At 67.0% G+C, this 16,260-nt stretch carries 17 protein-coding genes; 8 read left to right on the top strand and 9 right to left on the bottom strand.

What is annotated here, in order from left to right; translation table 11 throughout:
- The first annotated feature begins 138 nt into the window (after positions 1-138).
- Positions 139-1,515: an HNH endonuclease signature motif containing protein gene (locus A5760_RS00620; protein ID WP_064877140.1), complete on the top strand. Its 1,377-nt coding sequence runs from the start codon at positions 139-141 to the stop codon at positions 1,513-1,515.
- A gap of 134 nt (positions 1,516-1,649) precedes the next feature.
- On the opposite strand, the gene A5760_RS00625 is transcribed toward A5760_RS00620, so the two are convergent.
- Entirely contained in the window at positions 1,650-2,081 is a 432-nt protein-coding gene (locus A5760_RS00625) for a TIGR03618 family F420-dependent PPOX class oxidoreductase (protein WP_064877181.1), read from the bottom strand.
- A gap of 201 nt (positions 2,082-2,282) precedes the next feature.
- Positions 2,283-3,047 carry an SOS response-associated peptidase gene (locus tag A5760_RS00630; RefSeq protein ID WP_064877141.1) on the bottom strand — a complete coding sequence of 255 codons (765 nt, stop codon included), beginning with the start codon at positions 3,045-3,047 and terminating at the stop codon, positions 2,283-2,285.
- Between the two features lie 68 nt (positions 3,048-3,115).
- On the opposite strand from A5760_RS00630, the gene aroA reads away from it, so the two are divergent.
- Positions 3,116-4,411: a 3-phosphoshikimate 1-carboxyvinyltransferase gene (gene aroA, locus A5760_RS00635; RefSeq protein WP_064877142.1), complete on the top strand. Its 1,296-nt coding sequence runs from the start codon at positions 3,116-3,118 to the stop codon at positions 4,409-4,411.
- Positions 4,408-5,403: a ribosome small subunit-dependent GTPase A gene (gene rsgA, locus A5760_RS00640; protein ID WP_064877143.1), complete on the top strand. Its 996-nt coding sequence runs from the start codon at positions 4,408-4,410 to the stop codon at positions 5,401-5,403. The genes aroA and rsgA overlap by 4 nt, the downstream gene beginning before the upstream one ends.
- Here rsgA and A5760_RS00645 read toward each other — a convergent pair.
- On the bottom strand, positions 5,387-5,863 hold the full coding sequence (locus A5760_RS00645; RefSeq protein ID WP_064877144.1) for a winged helix-turn-helix transcriptional regulator: 477 nt from the start codon (positions 5,861-5,863) through the stop codon (positions 5,387-5,389). The two genes, rsgA and A5760_RS00645, sit on opposite strands and share 17 nt — an antisense overlap.
- Positions 5,864-5,961: 98 nt before the next feature.
- Between A5760_RS00645 and A5760_RS00650 the strand changes: the two genes are divergently transcribed.
- Both A5760_RS00650 and A5760_RS00655 read left to right on the top strand, forming a co-directional pair.
- Entirely contained in the window at positions 5,962-7,143 is a 1,182-nt protein-coding gene (locus tag A5760_RS00650) for a thiolase family protein (RefSeq protein ID WP_064877145.1), read from the top strand.
- A 4-nt stretch (positions 7,144-7,147) separates the two neighbouring features.
- Complete coding sequence (locus tag A5760_RS00655) at positions 7,148-7,654, top strand: DUF302 domain-containing protein (RefSeq protein ID WP_064877146.1); 507 nt, start codon at positions 7,148-7,150, stop codon at positions 7,652-7,654.
- Positions 7,655-7,660: 6 nt separating this feature from the next.
- On the opposite strand, the gene A5760_RS00660 is transcribed toward A5760_RS00655, so the two are convergent.
- Positions 7,661-8,041 (bottom strand): nuclear transport factor 2 family protein, encoded by a 381-nt coding sequence (locus A5760_RS00660; RefSeq protein ID WP_064877147.1) that lies wholly within the window; start codon positions 8,039-8,041, stop codon positions 7,661-7,663.
- Positions 8,042-8,183: 142 nt separating this feature from the next.
- Here A5760_RS00660 and A5760_RS00665 point away from each other — a divergent pair, with 142 nt between their 5' ends.
- The 3 genes from A5760_RS00665 to A5760_RS00675 all read left to right on the top strand — a co-directional run bounded on the left by A5760_RS00665 (position 8,184) and on the right by A5760_RS00675 (position 10,645).
- Positions 8,184-8,927, top strand: a complete 744-nt coding sequence (locus A5760_RS00665; protein WP_064877148.1) for an SDR family NAD(P)-dependent oxidoreductase — start codon at positions 8,184-8,186, stop codon at positions 8,925-8,927.
- 41 nt (positions 8,928-8,968) lie between these two features.
- On the top strand, positions 8,969-9,844 hold the full coding sequence (locus tag A5760_RS00670; RefSeq protein ID WP_064877149.1) for an ABC transporter substrate-binding protein: 876 nt from the start codon (positions 8,969-8,971) through the stop codon (positions 9,842-9,844).
- A gap of 141 nt (positions 9,845-9,985) precedes the next feature.
- Entirely contained in the window at positions 9,986-10,645 is a 660-nt protein-coding gene (locus tag A5760_RS00675) for an ANTAR domain-containing protein (RefSeq protein WP_231122507.1), read from the top strand.
- A 27-nt stretch (positions 10,646-10,672) separates the two neighbouring features.
- Here the strand turns inward: A5760_RS00675 and A5760_RS00680 are convergent, their stop codons facing one another.
- The 5 genes from A5760_RS00680 to A5760_RS00700 all read right to left on the bottom strand — a co-directional run bounded on the left by A5760_RS00680 (position 10,673) and on the right by A5760_RS00700 (position 16,199).
- Complete coding sequence (locus tag A5760_RS00680) at positions 10,673-11,956, bottom strand: fatty acid desaturase family protein (protein WP_064877151.1); 1,284 nt, start codon at positions 11,954-11,956, stop codon at positions 10,673-10,675.
- Between the two features lie 96 nt (positions 11,957-12,052).
- Entirely contained in the window at positions 12,053-13,213 is a 1,161-nt protein-coding gene (locus tag A5760_RS00685) for a ferredoxin reductase (protein WP_064877182.1), read from the bottom strand.
- A gap of 137 nt (positions 13,214-13,350) precedes the next feature.
- Positions 13,351-13,878: a DUF6912 family protein gene (locus A5760_RS00690; protein ID WP_064877152.1), complete on the bottom strand. Its 528-nt coding sequence runs from the start codon at positions 13,876-13,878 to the stop codon at positions 13,351-13,353.
- Between the two features lie 6 nt (positions 13,879-13,884).
- Entirely contained in the window at positions 13,885-14,736 is an 852-nt protein-coding gene (gene ppk2 / locus A5760_RS00695; RefSeq protein ID WP_064877153.1) for a polyphosphate kinase 2, read from the bottom strand.
- Positions 14,737-14,777: 41 nt separating this feature from the next.
- Positions 14,778-16,199 (bottom strand): WS/DGAT/MGAT family O-acyltransferase, encoded by a 1,422-nt coding sequence (locus A5760_RS00700; protein ID WP_064877154.1) that lies wholly within the window; start codon positions 16,197-16,199, stop codon positions 14,778-14,780.
- Positions 16,200-16,260: the final 61 nt, after the last annotated feature.

Consider the following 16,260-nt stretch of genomic DNA (forward strand, 5'->3'; position numbering starts at 1 on the left):
AGCGCGTCATCGGCCCTCCCGCCTCGCTCGGACAAGAATTCGGATATCGAAAACGCATAGCGAAATCTCTTGTGTCACTTGCGTTTCAGGTGCCTCTGGCGGGCGATTTTTGTCGGTGGGCTCGGATAGTTTCGGGGTATGAGTTCGAGTGGCATCGTCGATCGGGACGCGATCAGCGCGGCCTTCGATGCACTCGATGATGCGCTCGAGGGCGTGGGTGCGCTGAGCTTTGACGTGTTGAGTCCCCGAGAATGCCTTGCGTTCTTGGCACGCAGTGAGAAGGCGCGCCGGCGGCTGCCGGTAGCCGAGCATCAGCTGATCAATCACGTTGCCCGACAAGCCACCCCAGCAGAGCTCGGCGGCAAGCTGTCGCACGCGCTGGCCGAACGGGTCCTGATCAGCCGTGCGGAGGCCGCGCGCCGCATCCGCGAAGCAGCCGACCTGGGACCACGACAGGGGCTGACCGGCGAGCCCATCGCGCCAGTGCTGGCCGCCACCGCGGCCAGACAGCGGGAGGGAGAGCTCGGGGCCGGCCAGGTCTCCGTCATTCGGAAGTTCTGCCACCAGTTGCCCGGCTGGATCGACGCGCCCACCCGCGAGCAGGCCGAGGCCAAACTCGCCACGGAGGGAACCCGGTATCGGCCCGAGCAACTCGGCAAGCTGGCCGACATTCTGGCCGATTGCCTGAACCCCGACGGCACCTTCACCGACGAGGGCCGGGCTCGGCAGCGCGGGCTGACGCTGGGCAACCAGCAGGCCGACGGGATGTCGGCGCTGCGCGGATGGCTCACTCCCGAACTGCGCGCCACGTTGGAAGCCGTCCTGGCGAAACTTGCCGCACCGGGCATGTGCAACCCGTTCGATGACACACCATGCGTGGACGGCGCGCCCAGACAGGACGCCATCGATCGCGACCCTCGATCCGCGGCCCAGCGCAACCACGATGGACTGCTGGCCGCCCTGCGCGCCATGTTGGCCTCCGGAGACCTGGGTCAGCACAACGGCTTACCGGCCTCCATCATCGTCACCACCACGCTGCAGGACCTCGAAGCGGCGGCCGGGCGTGGGTTGACCGGTGGCGGCACCATCTTGCCGATGAGCGACGTGATCCGCCTGGCGCGCCACGCGCATCACTACTTGGCGATCTTCGATCACGGCAAGGCCCTGGCGCTGTATCACACCAAACGCCTGGCCTCACCCGGCCAGCGAATAGTGTTGTACGCCAAGGATCGTGGCTGTTCGGCCCCGGGCTGCACCGTGCCCGGCTACTACTGCGAAGTCGATCACGTCACCGACTACGCCACCTGCCACAGCACCGACGTCAACGATTTGACCTTCGCCTGCGGACCCCAACACCGCCTCCTGCGACCGGGCGGCTGGACCACCCGCAAAAACGCCAAGGGTGACACCGAATGGATCCCGCCTCCGCATCTGGACCGAGGCCGACCCCGCACCAACACCTTCCATCACCCCGAGAAGCTGCTGCGCGATGGAGACGACGATGAGGCGGCGTAGCTCGTACGGTCTTAATTCCGGAATCTGAAAGGTTGCACCGAGGTCCTAACATGACCACGCCCGGACAGGAACTTTCGGCTCGTGGCCCCACCCACAGAGCACGAATAGCGGGCGAACCTGTGTGAACTTGACGTTCAGGCCGCCCATGGGCCCACGCCACCGATTTTCTCGATCGTGATGTGAGTCAGGTATCCCGGGGGTGCTTCAGGCGGCGGGAATCCCGTGCCGGGGCCGAAGATAGTCGTGGCGATCTCGTCGAGTACTTCGGGAGCACCGCCCTCCTCGACGCGCGCCATGCCCCTGATCGACAGATAGGGTGTCTGTGGCCCGCTGCGGTCGGTGGACGCGATGGTCACCGCCACGCGGGGATCACGCCGGATGTTGCGGATCTTCTGATGCTCCTGCAGATGAGCGGTGACTAGCTCATCACCGCCGTCGGCTGTACTTTGCACCGTCACCCAGACCAGGCTGACTTGCGGGCTGCCGTCGCGATTGATCGTGACAAGCGTGGCCGGGTCGGAACCGATGAGTTGGCGTGCGCTGTCGTTGAGTTTTGTGATGTTCATTGCGTTCTCCTGATTCGTCGTGTTTCCCGGCATCTCGGCTGTCTATCCATACGACGAAGAAGCTGTGCGTAATCCGACAGCCCGACCGTCGCGCTGCTGGCGACGAGCGAGGAACTACGGAAGCGGGGAGGACGATGCGAAATCGCGCCTGCCCCGAGGCAAATCGGCTATTCGGACAGCGGCGTAGCGGCTGAAGCAGCGCTACAGGATTTTCATCTGTTCGGGCTGCGGCTCGGCCGGCTCGAGCAACTGCGGGCCGTTGTTGCGGACGTTGTTGACCAACGTCGACACCTCGCGCATCCGGATGGCTCGCACATCGGGCGTGCGGGCCAGCAGGCCCTCGTCGATCGCGGCGTCCGGGTCCAGCCACCGGTCCCAGTCGCGCTCGGGCAGCACCAGCGGCATCCGATCGTGAATCTGCGCCAACTCCCCCGGCGCATCCGTGGTGATGATCGTGCAGCTCAACAACGGCGAAGCGTCCTTAGCCGGTTTCCAGACCGACCACAGGCCCGCCATGAACAGTGGCTCGCCGTCTTCGGAGTACATGAAGAACGGCGTCTTGCGGGTCTTCTTGCCGGCCGCGTCGTCCGAGTTGACCCGCCATTCGTAGTAGCCGTCCATCGGGATCAGGCAGCGCTTGGACTTGGCGCTGGTCCGGAACGCGGGCGACGTGGTGACCTTGTCCGCGCGGGCGTTGATCAGCATCGGTCCCTTGGTGTCGGGCGCGCCGTCGGCACCGGCCTTTGCCCATGGCGGCACCAAACCCCAGCGCATCAGCCGTACCCGCCGCGTCGGCTGGTCCTCGGGCTCGGAATGCCGGCTGACGACGGTGGCGATGGACGTGGTCGGGGCGACGTTGTAGTTGGGTGCGCTGGTGGCCGCGTCGGCGCCGGTGGCCTCGTCAATCGCCTTGATCTTCTCGGCCAGCAGGGCTGGATCGGTGGTTACCGCGAACCGTCCACACATAAGACCCATAGTGGCAGAGCCACGAAGTCCTATTGGGGCAGAAACCGGTGACAGGCGATGATGGACCGGTGACGACATGGACGGCCCCCTTGGCATCGCAGCCGGTGCACGCGACCGTGACCGTTCCGGGGTCGAAGTCCCAGACCAACCGGGCCTTGGTGCTGGCGGCGCTGGCGGCCGCGCAGGAACAGGGCACGCCGACCGTCAGCGGGGCGCTGCGCAGCCGCGACACCGACCTGATGATCGGGGCGCTGCGCACGCTGGGTCTGCGCGTCGACGGCGACGGGACTGAGCTGACGGTCAGCGGCCGCGTATCGCCGGAACCGATGGCACAGGTCGATTGCGGGCTGGCCGGGACGGTGCTGCGGTTCGTCCCGCCGTTGGCGGCGCTGGCCGAATCGATGGTCGAGTTCGATGGCGACGAGCAGGCTCGGGCACGGCCCATCGCGCCGCTGCTGGACGCGCTGCGCGGGCTCGGCGTCCGGATCGACGGCTCCGGTCTCCCGTTCCGGGTGCTGGGCACCGGTTCGGTCATCGGCGGCAACGTGGACATCGACGCCTCGGCCTCGTCGCAGTTCGTCTCCGGGCTGCTGTTGTGCGCGGCCTCGTTCATCGAGGGCCTGACCGTGCAGCACACCGGTGCGTCGCTGCCGTCGGCGCCGCACATCGCGATGACCGTGACGATGCTGCGCCAGGCCGGGGTCGACGTCGATGACTCCGTCGCCAACCGCTGGGCGGTGCGGCCCGGGCCGGTCGCGGCGCGGCACTGGGAGGTCGAGCCGGATCTGACCAACGCCGTCCCCTTCCTGGCCGCGGCGGTGGTCAGCGGCGGCGCGGTGCGCATCACCGGCTGGCCGGCCAGCAGCGTGCAGCCCGCCGCCAACATCCTGGACGTCTTGGACAAGCTCAATGCCGTTGTCACACAGAATGGTTCGTTCCTGGAAGTACGCGGGTCCGGCGACTACGGCGGGTTCGATGTCGACCTGCGCGCGGTCGGCGAGCTGACGCCGTCGGTGGCCGCGCTGGCCGCACTGGCGACGCCGGGATCGGTGTCGCGCCTGTCCGGCATCGCGCACCTGCGCGGCCACGAGACCGATCGGCTGGCCGCACTGAGCAAGGAGATCAACCGTTTGGGCGGCGACTGCACCGAAACGCCCGACGGTCTCGAGATCACCGCGACGCCGCTGCGGTCCGGGGTGTGGCACTCCTATGCCGATCACCGCATGGCGATGGCGGGTGCGATCGTCGGGCTGCGGGTGGAGGGGGTCGAGGTCGACGACATCGGCGCCACCAGCAAGACGCTGCCGGACTTTCCGCGGCTGTGGGCCCGCATGCTGGAGCCCGGAGAAGAGCGCGGCATGTGAAGCCGGGTGACTACGACGAGTCCGATGTCAAGATCCGCTCCGGCCGGGGCTCGCGCCCGCGGACCAAGACCCGTCCCGAGCACGCCGACGCCGAGGCCGCGATGGTGGTCAGTGTCGACCGCGGCCGCTGGGGATGCGTGCTCGGCGGCGACGTCGACCGCCGGGTCACCGCCATGCGGGCCCGCGAACTGGGCCGCACCCCGATAGTGGTGGGCGACGAGGTGGACGTGGTCGGCGACCTGTCCGGGCGCCCGGACACGCTGGCCCGCATCGTGCGTCGCGGGGAGCGGCGAACGGTGTTGCGGCGCACCGCCGATGACACCGATCCGACCGAGCGGGTGGTGGTCGCCAACGCCGATCAGCTGCTGATCGTGGTGGCGCTGGCCGACCCGCCGCCCCGCACCGGCCTGGTGGACAGGACGCTGATCGCCGCGTACGCGGGCGGACTGACGCCGATCCTGTGCCTGACCAAGACCGACCTCGCCCCACCGCAGCCGTTCGCGGAGCAGTTCGCCGACCTGGACCTGACCGTGGTGGCCGCCGGCCGCGACGATCCCCTGCCGGCCGTGGCGGACCTGCTCGGGGGGAAGATCACCGTGCTGCTCGGGCATTCCGGCGTCGGCAAGTCCACCTTGGTGAACCGCCTGGTGCCCGACGCGGACCGCGCCGTCGGCGACGTGACCGACATCGGCCGGGGACGGCACACGTCGACGCAGTCGGTGGCGCTGCCGCTGACCGAGCCGCTTGGCACCACCGGTTGGGTGATCGACACGCCGGGCATCCGCTCCTTCGGGCTCGCCCACATCCAGCCCGACGACGTCATGATGGCGTTCTCCGACCTGGCCGAGGCCATCGCGGATTGCCCCCGCGGCTGCGGGCACATGGGGCCGCCGGCCGACCCGGAGTGCGCGCTGGACACCCTGACCGGGCCCGCCGTGCGCCGCGTCGCCGCGGCCCGCCGGCTGCTGGCGGCGCTCAACCAGACTTCTTAGCCAGCCGCATGCCGAGCTCATCGGGCGGCACCAGATGGCCTTCCGCGCAACGGATTTCGACGCTCGCCTCGGCGCCGCAGCCTAGGTGGGTCAGCCGCAGCCGGTTGCGGCCCGGCAGGTGATGCCTCCCCCACTCGAACAGCGACCACACCACCGGCATGAAATCCATGCCGGCATCCGTGAGCACGTACTCGTCGCGGCTGCGCTGCCCTGGCTCCCGGTAGGGCTGGCGCCGTAGCAACCCCAGCTCGACCAGTTCGCTCAGCCGCGCCGAGGTGGCGGCCTTGGTGATGCCCACCCGGCGGGCGAAGTCGTCGAATCGCGTGGTGCCGTAATACGCCTCGCGCATGATGAGCATCGCGGATTTGGTTCCGACTACCGCCATCGTCTTCTCGATCGCGCACTCGCCCACCGCCGACCAGGCGTCGCGGTCGGCCAGCGGACCTTGCAGCAGTGTCATCTAAATCACCTTCGCAGCTGGGTTGCTTTAAGCATACCTAGGTGTTTATCTAAGTACAGCGATCTATACCTAGATCGAGTTGGACTCAAGGAGGAGTCATGAACCAGGTCCGCGACGCCGTCATCGTCGGAGCCGTCCGAACCCCCGTCGGCAAGGGCAAGGCCAGTGGCGCGCTGCACGACGTGCTGCCCGCCGATCTGCTGGCACACAGCCTGCGCGAGCTGGTGGCGCGCACCGGCGTGGATCCGGCGCAAGTCGACGATGTCATCGCCGGCGCCGTCACCCAGGTCGGCGACCAGGCGGCCAACATCGCCCGGAATGCCCTGCTGGGCGCGGGTTTCCCGGAGTCGGTTCCCGGTGTCACGATCGACCGTCAGTGCGGTAGCAGCCAGCAGGCCATCAGCTTCGCCGCCCAGGGTGTGATCGCCGGCGCCTATGACCTCGTCATCGCCGGTGGCGTGGAGTCGATGAGCCGGGTACCGATGGGCAGCCAGGTGTCGCCGGGCAGCAACCCGATGGGCCAGGACATGACCCGGCGCTACCCCGACGGCCTGGTGCCGCAGGGCATCAGCGCCGAACTGATCGCCGCGAAGTGGGGCTTTTCGCGCGCGCAGCTTGACGAGTTCTCCGCCGGCAGCCACGAGAAGGCCGCCCGCGCCACCAAGGAGGGGCTGTTCGACAACGAGCTCATTCCGATCGCCGGGCTGGCCACCGACGAGATCATCCGCCCCGGCACCACGGTAGAGACGCTGGCCGGGTTGCAGCCGGCGTTCTACAGCGACGCGGCCAAAGCCCGCTTCCCACAGATCAATTGGGAGATCACACCCGGAAACTCCTCGCCGCTGTCCGACGGCAGCGCCGCGGTGCTGATCGCCAGCAGCGAGGTCGCCAAGAAGCTGGGGCTGCGCCCGCTGGCGCGGATCCACACCGCCACCGTGGTGGGCTCCGACCCGCTGTACATGCTGACCGGCGTCATACCGGCCACCGAGAAGGTGCTGTCCAAGGCGGGTCTGACGCTCGCCGACATCGACCTGTTCGAGGTGAACGAGGCGTTCGCGCCCGTCGTGCTGGCCTGGGCCAAGGACACGGGGGCCGATCTGGCCAAGACGAATGTCAACGGCGGCGCGATTGCCATCGGGCACCCGTTGGGCGCCAGCGGCGCTCGCCTGATGACGACACTGGTCAACGCGCTCGAACAGCGCGGCGGTCGCTACGGGCTGCAGACGATGTGCGAGGGCGGCGGCATGGCCAACGCCACGATCATCGAGCGGTTGGGCTGAGACCGTGAGCGAAATCCACTTCGACGGCGTGCGAGTGCGCTACGACAGCGCCAAAAGCTACGAGGAGTTGGTCGCCGCACTGCTTGCCGACATTGGCGAGCAACCCATCCCGATCGACGACATCGGCAAAACGTCAAATAGTTGGGACTCGTACGAGCAGAAGGTTCAATCCCACGTCGGGCCAAGCGGTTTCATGTTATTCGGTCTATTCAACCATGGCGGCTGGATCAACAAAGCCGGCATCGACCGAAAAGTGTTGCGCGTCATCCTCGGCAACCCGCTGATCGCCATCACCATGCTGCGCCACGACCTGACGGCCGGATTGTTCGCCCCGGTCGAGCTGCTGTTGCTCGAGGAGGGTTCAGGCAGCAGCAGCCTGACCTACGTCAAACCGTCGTCGCTGATGGTCTTGGAAAAGGACCCGGCGCCCAATCCGGAATTGCTCAGCGCCGCACAGGGACTCGACGAGAAGCTGGCGGCGCTGGCCGCCAAGGTGACCGGCGGCCCCTGAGCCCGCTCATTGCATTTGTTCGACCCACTGAGCCCGCGAGGGCCCGGGCTCGAACGGATCACCGAAGTACTGCGTCTCGCGGACGACTCCGCCGTCCTGGAATTCCATGATGCTCACCACGCAATACGGCTGCCCGTCATACGTCAGAACGAGTTCACTGATCCAAAGATCGCCGCCGCCGAGCATGCGTCGGACCGTGAAGCGTTTGGTGTTCGGCTGGGCGGTACGGGACGCCTGGATGTTGGCGCGACCCCGGATACGCTCGCCCGATTGCGGATATTCAAGAACCGCATCGTCTCGGTAGATCTGGTGCTCGGCAGCGAAGTCGTTGGCGTCGGAGGCCGCCCAGTGGCGCCACAGGGCGTCCCGCACGTCGTCATCACCCATGGCCGTCTCCTTCCGGAAGATGCATCAATGTTGCGCCACTGGGTGTCCAAGCGCATGCAATGCAACTCTTTACCCGGGTATATCGCCGGAGTATCGTTCGGCCTTGCTTGCGCACCTCGCCATCGCAACGGAGGTAACGCTGATGGGCCGTGTCGCGGTAGTCACCGGAGCCAGCCGGGGTATCGGTGCGTCAACCGCATTGGTCTTGGCGGAGCAGGGATTTCGGGTCGTCGTCAACTACCGGTCCAGCGCCGGGGAAGCAGACGACGTGGTCGCCGCGGCGACCGCGGCCGGTGGCGAGGCGATCGCGATTCGGGCCGATGTCACTGAACCCGACGATGTCGCCGCGATGGTCGATGAAACCAACGAAAAGTGGGGCGGCGTCGACGTGCTCGTGCACAACGCGTTAATTCCCTACGACGTGACCTCGTTCGCCGACCTGAGCTGGGAACAGCTCGGTGGCAAACTGGACCGAGAACTGCGCGCCGCCTTTCTGGTAACTAAAGCCGTTGTCCCCGACATGATTTCACGAGGCTACGGCCGGCTGGTCTACCTCACCACCGTGCTGTCCCGCCGACCCCGGCAAGGCATGATAACGGTGGGAACCGCCACGGCGGCAATGGACCAGTTTGTCCGGTACGTCGCGCTCGAGCTGGCTCCGCATCAGATCACCGCCAACCTCGTCTCGCCCGCCACGGTCGCCGATCCCACGGCGAACGCGCTGTTGACGGCCGAGGAAATGCACCAGCTCGGCGCGGCAAATCCCATGGGGCGACTCGTCAGCCCCGACGAGGTGGCCAAGACGGTGGCGTTCCTGGCCAGCGCGGATTCCGGTTTCATCACCGGCCACTGCCTGGAGGTCAACGGCGGCCTCGCCATGGATTGACAGCCGATCCGGCCACCGGGTCGTCGGGAAAGGGGTGCGGCGTGCAAACTATCGATCTCGCTTACGTCGGGCGGGGCATTCACGAGGAGCTGGTCGCCCATGTCGCCGACCAGGAGGGCTATTACCGGGACGAAGGCGTCCACGTCGCCATCCGCGACGGGGTCGGCTGGGCGGCGCAGCGGCTGCGCCACGTCGCGGTGATCGGCCTGGGCAGGGCCCTGCTGTCGCGGCTTGACGACGGGATCGGCTGGAAGGCATTGAGCGTCAACACCGATCGCCCGCTATTCTGGTTTCTCGGCAACGCCGAGGTGAAGTCCATGGCGGATCTTCGTGGGCGGCGCCTAGCCGTGCACGCCGCCGATAACCCGCCGGGCACCTTCGCCCGGATCGTCCTGCGTAAGCACGGGCTGGACCCCGACCGCGACCTGCACTGCGTGGTGCGGCATCCGGGCGACTACCAGATGGACCTGCGCCGGCTGCGCGACGGCTCAATCGATGCCGCCTATGTCGGCAGCACCCTCTCCCCCGAACAGGTCGCCGCCGAAGAGGGGTTTCACCTGCTGGCCTGGGTCGGTGATCACTTCCAGATCCCCACGGTGGGCGTCGCCGTCGACCCCGTCCACATCCCACCGGACAGTCCGGCGCTGCAGGCCATGATGCGGGCCCACCAGCGGACGCTACGGCTGCTCGTCGAACAACCCAGCCGCGCCGTCGAATACATCAACCGGTTCCTCGACCGGCTCACGCCTGATGAGGCCCGACAGCACTACGAGCGCTATGTCAGCCCGTACTTCACCCCCACCTATCGGGTGGACACGCGCCTCGCGCAGCGGGCGATCGACGCGGTCGCCGGCGAACTCGGCGTCGCCCCGATTGTTGCTACGGACTTCTATGAGTTTGGCATCCACGAGCTGTAGCCAGGTTCACCAATAGCCCGGGCGCAGAATGGGTACGCGATAAGAATGCCAGCGAGCCGGCGAATCTCTCGAGTGCTGGACGAACACCGTTTCCATGCGCTCGCGGCGAAATTTGCGCCCGGGTGCGGCACAGCCGCCCTGATGTTTTTGGATCGCGACCTGCGCATTCGCGGCCTGAACGCACAATACGAGGCGATTTCGCTACGTAAGCGCAACGAGATGCTGGGTGGCCTCGTCGCCGAGGTGTTCCCGGAAAATTCCGATGACCCCCAGGCCAGCGGCCTGGAGTTGCTTGCGGCGTCCGTCGAGGCTGCGCTGGTCCGCAACGGGACCGACATCATGCCGATCATGCGCTACGACATCAGCGACCCGCGGGATCCCGGTGTCTTCCTGCCCAAGGTGTGGACCGCCCGCAACCTCGCGATACACGACGGCGACGGGCACATCGGTGTGCTACACCAGGTCGCCGAGATCACATCCTTCGACCAGGCATTGTCGGCGTTGTCGCTCACCGGCGCGGGCGGCCGGACATATGACGCCGCCGCGCAACTCCATGTGCTGGCCGCCCTGTCCGCCCAGTCCCGCGCGGGCCGCGACGCCATGGCTCAAGAGATCGAGCAACTGCGGCGTGCCCTGGAAACCCGCGACATCATCGGGCAGGCCAAGGGCATGCTGATGGAACGTTTCGACCTCGACGCGGCGGGCGCCTTCGATTTATTGGTTAGACTGTCCCAGAGCTCGAATACTCCCGTGGCCGAGATAGCCGACAAGCTGGTCAAGATGGACCATTCTCACCGCTAACGGCAGGCGCGAAAAGCCAACGGGCGGTTAGGCGGCCAGACCTTCGCCGGCACGGCGGGCCGCGGCGGCCCGCTTCCCGCGCCGCCAGCCCCGCACGGCGGTGATCGCGGACTTCAGACCGCGGCGGCGCCCGGTGGCGGGATCGGTGCCCAGGAAACCGGGCTCGAGCTCGGCGAACATCCGCTCGCTGCGGGTCTCCGGTGCGTTGTCGGCGTCGTCGCGCAGGTACTTGTTCGGCAGCGAGAGCTTGGCCAGCGTGCGCCACGTCTTCGCGTACTGGAGCAGGAAAGAGCCTGTGGTGTAAGGCAAGTCGTACTTGTCGCACACCTCGCGCACCCGCACCGAAATCTCGTGCAGCCGGTTGCTCGGCAGGTCCGGGTACAGGTGGTGCTCGATCTGGTGGCACAGGTTGCCGCTCATGAAGCGCAGCGCCGGGCCGGCCTCGAAGTTGGCACTGCCCAGCATCTGGCGCAGATACCACTGCCCCTTGGTCTCGCCGATCATGTCGGTCTTGGTGAATTTCTCTGCGCCATCGGGGAAATGGCCGCAGAAGATCACCGCGTTGGCCCACACGTTGCGGATCACATTGGCAAGTGCGTTGGCCTTCAACGTCGACATGTAGGTCGCGCCGGGCGACAACGAGGTCAACGCCGGGAACGCGACATAGTCCTTGAGCACCTGCCGGCCGGCCTTGGCCAGGAACTCTTCGGTGCGTTGGCGGGCCTCGTCGCCATCCATCCGCTTCTTGGCGATCTTGCCGAGCTCCACGTGCTGCAAGCCGACTCCCCACTCGAAGAGCAGCGCGAGCAGCGTGTTGTACACCAGGTTGAAGATGTTGAAGCGCTTCCAACGCTGGTCGCGGGTGACGCGCAGCAGGCCGTAGCCCACGTCGTCGTCCATCCCGAGGATGTTCGTGTACTTGTGGTGCACGAAGTTGTGGGTGTAGCGCCAGTGCTTGGACGACCCGCTCATGTCCCACTCCCACGTCGAGGAGTGAATCTCGGGGTCGTTCATCCAGTCCCACTGGCCGTGCATGACGTTGTGGCCGATCTCCATGTTCTCGACGATCTTGGCCACGCCCAGGGTCGCCGTCCCCGCCCACCAGGCCGAGCGCCGCGAGCTGGCGGCCAGCAGCAGTCGGCCGGTCACCTCCAGCGCGCGCTGGGCCGCGATGGTGCGGCGGATGTAGCGAGCGTCCCGCTCGCCGCGTGAGTCTTCCACGTCCTGGCGGATGGCATCGAGCTCAACGGCCAGGTTTTCGATATCGGCGTCCGTCAAATGGGCGAATACGTCGACGTCTGTGATCGCCATCGTCGTGATCTCCCTGCGGTAGTTTTTCGGTCCTTAAACTGTTCCAGACCTACGCTATCGTAACCTACGAAGCCGTAGGTTACCTGTGAGTAGCCTTTAGATGTCGAGCACGCAATCGCCCGAGGCGGACGATATGCAGGTCTGAATTCGTGTGCCCGGATCATGCTCCTGGCCGGTGCGCAGATCACGGACGTGACCCTCCACCAAGCCGACCACGCACGACTGACAGATCCCCATGCGGCACCCGAAGGGCATCTGCACCCCGACGCCCTCGCCCGCGTCCATCAGCGACGTCGCCGCGTCGGCGTCGACAGTGCGTCCGCTTTTGGCGAAGGTGACGGTGCCGCCGGCGCCGGTGGGTGCGGCCTTGGATACCGCGAACCGCTCGAGGTGCAAGCGCTCAGCGATGCCCGCGGCCGACCATACCCGCTCGGCCTCGGCGAGCATGCCTTCCGGACCGCAGGCCCAGGTCTGGCGTTCGCGCCAGTCCGGCACCTCCCGGTCCAGCACGGAAAGGTCCAGCCGGCCCTGGGTGCGCGTCTCGCGCAGCCGCATCCGATAGCCGGGGTGCTCGGCGGCCAGCGCGGACAATTCGGCGCGAAACATGACGTCGGACTGGGTCGGCGCCGAGTGCAGATGGGCGATATCGCCGATTTGGTTGCGGCGCACCAGGGTTCGCAGCATCGACATCACCGGCGTGATCCCGGAGCCGGCCGTGAGGAACAGGATCGACGCGGGCGCCGGATCGGGCAGCACGAAGTTGCCCTGCGGCGCGGCCAGCCGGACGATGGTGCCCGGCTCGACACCGGCCACCAGGTGCGACGACAGGAACCCCTCCGGCATCGCCTTCACGGTGATGGTCACGGTGTGCGCCGAACCGGTGTCGGAGCGCGCACCTCCGCCGGCCGGGGCCGAGGTGAGCGAATACGACCGCCAGCGCCAGCGCCCGTCCATCAGCAGTCCGATGCCGATGTACTGGCCGGGCTGGTAGTCGAAGTTGAAGCCCCAGCCCGGCTTGATGACCAGCGTCGCGGAATCTTCCGTCTCGCGGCGCACCTGCAGGATGCGGCCGCGCAGTTCGCGTGCCGACCAGAGCGGGTTGGCCAGATGCAGATAGTCATCGGGCAGCAGCGGCGTCGTGATGCGCGCAGCGAGCTTGCGCAGCGCATGCCAGCCGGGGTGCCGGTCTGCGCCGGCGACCACGGGTCGCGCGGTATCGACGACGTTGCCCGTGATCGATGGGTTACGTCTGCCCAGGGGAAGCTCCTGCTCACGATGCGGCGTTTGGCTTGCGCTCACATTGTGATCGATTCTGTGCGCTTCACGAAACCTACGGTACCGTAACCTACGGTGTCGTAGCTAGCGCTGCTGCGCGGTTTGCCTCACATTCGGCGTCACATCAGCTCCAGCAGGAACGGCAGCTCCTGGTTGGCGTACCAAGCCAGATCGTGGTCCTGCGCATCGCCGACGATCAGGTCGGCGTCCTCATCGCCCAGGTCGGCGGCGTCGACCGCCTCGATGGCCCTCGCCACCGCCGGTTCAGCCCGGGCGTTGTCGACGTAAGCGGCGATCACGTCGTCGATCGGCACCGGCCCGGACAGTCTGACCACGGCGTCGTCGAGGTCCGGACGGTACGTGACGTCCTCCACCTCGGCGGCCAGCACCGCGCGTCGGGGCGGCGGGACCTCCGACGACTCGCCGCCTTCCGCCTCCCCTGTTTCCCGGGCCGCCAGCAGCCGCAGCGACGCCAGCGCCGCCTCGCGCAACGCCACGTCGGCGAGCTCGTCGTCGTCGCCCTCGGCGTAGGCCTCGCGCAACCTCGGCGTCAGTGCGAACGCGGTGCCGTTGACCGGCCGCAACGAGCCGTCGGCGACGAGCTGCGCCAACATGGGCAGCGTGGCGGGGATATAGACGACCGTCATGGGCGGCTAGATCAGCGTGGCCGCGTAGTCGTCGACGTACGTCGACAGCTCACGCGGCGGGCGCCGGTAGTTATCACTGACGACGGGATGCTCCGGCAGCTTGACCTCGGGCGTCTCGACGTCGCGGTAGGGGACGGTGGACAACAAATGGGCCATCATGTTGAGTCGCGCGTGTCTCTTGATATCCGATTCCACGACATACCACGGACTTTCCGGGGTATCGGTGTGCACCATCATCTCGTCTTTGGCGCGTGAATAATCCTCCCACCGGTATACCGATTCCAGGTCGATCGGGGACAGCTTCCATCGCCGGACCGGGTCATTGCGCCGCGCTTTGAACCGGCGCAGCTGTTCGGCCTCGGAAACCGAGAACCAGTATTTGCGCAGCAGTATCCCGTCGTCGATCAGCATCTGCTCGAAGATCGGCGTCTGCCGCATGAACAGCGCATACTCGCGCGGCGTGCAGAATCCCATGACTTTCTCGATGCCCGCCCGGTTGTACCAGGACCGGTCGAAGAGCACGATCTCGCCCTTGGTGGGCAAGTGGGCGATGTAGCGCTGGTAATACCACTGGCCGCGTTCACGATCCGAGGGCACCGGCAGCGCGGCAATGTGTGCGATCCGCGGGCTGAGGTATTCGGTAATCCGTTTGATGGCACCGCCCTTGCCCGCGGCGTCACGGCCCTCGAACAGCACCACCAGCCGCGCCCCAGACTGCCGCACCCACTCCTGCAGCTTCACCAATTCCGTTTGCAGCCGGAACAATTCGGCTTCGTAGACCTCGTTGGAGATCTTGGGCGCAGCCGGCCCCGCCGACTTCTTCTTGGTCGGCGCGCCGTCGCTTTTCGCGGTGCTCATAGCAACGAATAATAGCCCTACGCAGGCGTTTTCACCGCCGACTAGGACCGGGATGCCTCGAGGAGTTCTTCGAGCGCCTGGTTCAGCAGTCCAGGCAGCAACTCGACATCGCTCATGGCCTCGCGGTCGGCGTTGATTCCGTAGTACAGCTCGCCGTTGTACGACGTCACGCCGATCGCCAGCGCCTGATTGTGCAGCAGCGGCGGCACCGCGTAGGTCTCCAACAATTTGGTGCCGGCGATGTACATCTGCGACTGGGCGCCGGGGGCGTTGGTGATGAGCAGGTTGAAGGTGCGCTTGGAGAAACTCGGGAAACTGGTCGCCACCCGGATGCCCATGGCGTGCAGCGTCGGTGGGGCAAAACCCGAGAGCGTGACGATGGTCCTGGCATCCACCAATTGGGCGGCCGTCGGGTTCGATTCGGTGGCGTGCGCGATCTGCGACAGCCGCACCACAGCGTTGGGCTCCCCCACCGGCAGGTCGACGAGGAACGGCATCACCTGGCTGATCGCCTGACCGGGCCCGCTCGTGTCGAGGTCGCCGTCGTCGTACACCGACAGCGGCGCCATCGCCCGCACCGTCGCGGTGGGCGAGACCGCCACCCCCCGCGACATCAGCCAGTTACCCAGCGCGCCGGCGATGACCGCGAGCACCACGTCGTTGACGTCGCAGTCATACCGCGCGCGCACGGTGCGGTAATCCTCGAGGCTGCCCCGCGCGACCGTGAAGCGCCGGTGCCGCGACACGGTGGCGTTGAGCGGGCTGCTGGGGGCGGTGCCCCGGGTCACGGTGCGCACCAGATCGACGGCCCGGCGTCCGGCGTTGAGCAGCTCGACGTGGTTGGTCAAAAGGCCACCGACCATCGAGCCGACGGCCTGCAGCTGGGCGCCCGGACCCGCAAACCAGTCACCGACCGCGCCCAACATCAGCCGGGTGTTGCCGGGATCGCGCTCTGGGATCCAGATGTCTTCGGGGAACGGCGCCGGGCGTTTCGTCCGGTCGGCGATGACGTGGTTGATCTCCAGCGCCGACATGCCGTTGATCAGCGCCTGATGCGACTTGGTGTAGAGCGCGATCCGGTTCTTGGACAGGCCCTCGACGAGGTACATCTCCCAGAGCGGGCGGGACTTGTCCAGCGGCCGCGCGGCCAGCCGCGCGATCAGCTCGTGCAGCTGCTCGTCGCTGCCCGGGGAGGGCAACGCCGAGCGCCGCACGTGATAGGTGATGTCGAAGTCGTTGTCGTCGAGCCACACCGGCCGGGCCGTGCCGACCCGAACTTCCCGCACCTTCTGCCGGTAGCGCGGAATCTGCGGCAGCCGCTGCTCGACGGTGGCCAGCAGCGTTTCGTAACTCAGGCCGGCACGGGGGCGGCGCAGGATCGACAGCGATCCGACGTACATCGGGGTCGCGGTGTTCTCCATCCGATAGAACGACGCGTCCGACGGGGACAAGCGACTCACCATGCGGCGCTGTCCTCCTGGTCATTTCGTCGCCCGTGTGCTCGGGGCCCCGGGGCCCTGGCGC

The organism is Mycobacterium colombiense, assembly GCF_001665835.1.
Classification (GTDB): domain Bacteria; phylum Actinomycetota; class Actinomycetes; order Mycobacteriales; family Mycobacteriaceae; genus Mycobacterium; species Mycobacterium colombiense_A.